The organism is Acetobacter sp. DsW_063, assembly GCF_002153745.1.
GTDB lineage: Bacteria > Pseudomonadota > Alphaproteobacteria > Acetobacterales > Acetobacteraceae > Acetobacter.
Genome location: NZ_JOPL01000132.1, coordinates 1 through 2,933, shown reverse-complemented (window position 1 = coordinate 2,933; position 2,933 = coordinate 1). Strand labels below are relative to the sequence as shown.

Annotated in this window: 1 protein-coding gene; it reads left to right on the top strand. The window is 49.6% G+C overall.

What is annotated here, in order from left to right:
- The first annotated feature begins 462 nt into the window (after positions 1-462).
- Positions 463-2,730 (top strand): TonB-dependent siderophore receptor, encoded by a 2,268-nt coding sequence (locus tag HK28_RS13180; RefSeq protein WP_233140549.1) that lies wholly within the window; start codon positions 463-465, stop codon positions 2,728-2,730.
- Positions 2,731-2,933 lie beyond the last annotated feature (203 nt).

The following is a 2,933-nucleotide window of genomic DNA, read 5'->3' as shown; positions in this document are numbered from 1 at the left end:
GAAATCAGGCAAAAAGGAGAGTCAATCAACGGTTCTTCGAACCCTCCACCTGATATCGTTTAGAGCCGACACGTTGCCGGAAGTAGTGCGCTTGCGGTGCAGTCTGCGCGGAAACACCGCCCCGAGTTTCCGTCTCCAGCGGCGGCGTGTCTCATACCACATGGCGTGAACAATCAGCTAACCCTGAAAATGACGCAGTTTGTATATGCCACGGCAACCACTCCCGTGCATTATTGCGACCGCAATGTTGATCAACGCGCCACCAACGCCAAGCGATCGTCACTCCAATATCAGAGACCTCGGGATATATCCCGAAAGGTTATACGGTTTTTCGAGGATAAAACCGATTTCCAATTTTCGTTAGTCACATTTCTCTTACTCAATTGAATCACAACTCTGGACGTCGCAAAACCCAGCTTTTGTTGAGTGCGCAGCTCATCCTAACCGAACTGGAAAGTTTAAATGTTTATTTATTCGACGTCGACACGCTTCGACGCCGCTTCATCATTTCGCAGCCGCGTCTTGATGACAGTCGCACTTGGTCTTTCCTTGTCGCTTTCTCCGACCACGTTACACGCTCGTGAAATTTCCGCGGTCAAATCTGAAAATAAAATTCTAAATAGAAAAAAAATCAGTCTCAGTCGCGATCGAAATCCAAGAATAGAACCGAATAGGCGTTACCAAAGCACCGCCGGAGAAGCGATCGTCGTGAGTGGCGCCGGTGTCGGCGCACGCCTGCACAGTCCCTCTAACGCCGGAGCGCTGGGAAACCGATCAATTCTTGATACTCCGTTTTCGATAACATCAGTGAACGCGGCGACAATCCAGTCACGGCAGGCTACTGACATAAATGCAGTTTTCAACGTCGACCCGTCGATTACGATCGCCAATAGTGGAAATGGCGCGGCTTCCGGATCAAGTTTTAAGATACGCGGCCTATCCGTTGATGTATTAAATGGGTATAAGGTCGACGGTCTCGCCATTCCATACTGGTCCATTGACCTACCGGTCGAGAATTTTGAGAGCATCTCGGCTATTAAAGGCGCGTCAGCTTTTATGTACGGCTTTGGAGCGCCTGGCGGTGTCATTGATTTCGAGATCAAGAAGCCGCATGGCGATAAGACTCTGTCGCTCGAGGCCGGATATCGCTCGGATGCTGTTTTTCGACAGATGATAGATGCTGGAGGAACGATAGTCGACAATGGGCGCCTACGTTACCGCTTTTCTTTCGCAAATGAAATTGGCACACTCCCCAATAATGCAGAGACGCGCCGTGACGGCTTCACCCTCGCATTTGATGGGCGCATAACAGACAATCTCCATTGGGACGCAAGTCTATTTTATATGAAAACTCTTCAGGAAAACATGATAAATACCCTAGCGATATCTAGTAATGTCACGTCCATGCCGTCCGTGAGCGGGAGGACACAGTTCGGGGCGGAAGGGTCATGGAAGACTAACGATATGAAAATCGTTACCGCGGGGCTGCGGTGGGACCTTAACGAGAACTGGAGTTCGCGTTTGTCGTATCGGTATTCGTCCTTAGACGAGGATTTCCCGGGAACCATCATGACACTCGAAGATAATTCCGGAAATTATAAAGATAATGCATTTTTTATAGAGCGTGCGTGGTGGTACAACCAAATACAGGAAATCCTACAAGGACACATCATGACAGGTTCGCTTCGGCATGACATCGTTGCCGGAGTCTCGTGGGAATCCCAAATTTACGATACGGATGCGAACGCATCGAGTAACGTTACAGTCTCGACTGGCAATATTTTTAGTGATATTCCGTCTTTCATAAACGCCAATGCATCTGGTCTAACAAGTTATCTCCCCTCGCAGCACTACCACCCGCGTTTATATAAATACATCGACTACGAACAAACATCTCCATTCATAAGCGATACTATGACCTGGCGCCGCTGGTCATTACTCGCCGGCGCCCGCTATACAAGTTACTCCGAAAATGATTATGCTGCGACAGGTTCACAGACAGCGGCGCACCGAAATAACCCGATAACGCCTATCTTCGCTCTGACATATAAGATAGATCCTGGTTTTAATGTCTATTTCAGTTACGTTCGTGCAATGCAAAGCGGGGGGCAAGCGCCTGCAGGCACTTTGAACTACAATCAGGCATTTGCACCGATGGAAAGTACCAACTATGAAGTCGGAGCGAAAGTGGCGAGGTCAAACTGGTCGCTTACAGGTGCGTTATTTCGATTGGATACCGACACAGCCTATACGAACGCTCAAAATTATTACGTTGAAGATGGTGTGGCCCGCTATCAGGGAGCCGAAATTCAGGGCGGGATGGCTCTAACAAAGCGGCTTACTCTTTCTGGTGGACTAACGTATCTTTCGGCGCGTTATTTAAAAGCCGCACCAGGTTACGTCGGACACCACGTCGAAGGCACCGCGCCATTTCAAGCGACGGCGCAGCTTCACTGGCGGGTGCCGCATCTTGAAGGCCTTAGCCTGGACGCCTACTTTCGCTATGTTGATTCGATGTATGATGGCGCCTCCAATGCACTGTCGCTACCCTCCTATCGAGTGTGGGATATCGGAGCCAACTATATAACACCAGTCGGAAAGCATCGTCTGACTCTGCGGGCGATGATCAGAAACCTCGGGGGCGAGCGTTATTGGATTACTTATGGCAATATGGATGCTTTTCCTGGAGACCCGCGAACGGTGTCGCTTAGCGCTAGGCTGGATTTTTGAACAGGTTCCGCTATCCTTACGAAGGTAAGCAGGCCAGTAGTCGCCTGAGTAAGCACTCGGAGAAATACGTAAATGGAGTGCAAAATAAGTACGCTCCCAGAACTATGTCAAAATGAATTGTTCGGGGGTCGGGGCCACTCGCAGTGAACTAGGCACAGGACTCATTCTTTGAGATAGAAGATGAAGGATGCGGCGATGTGGAT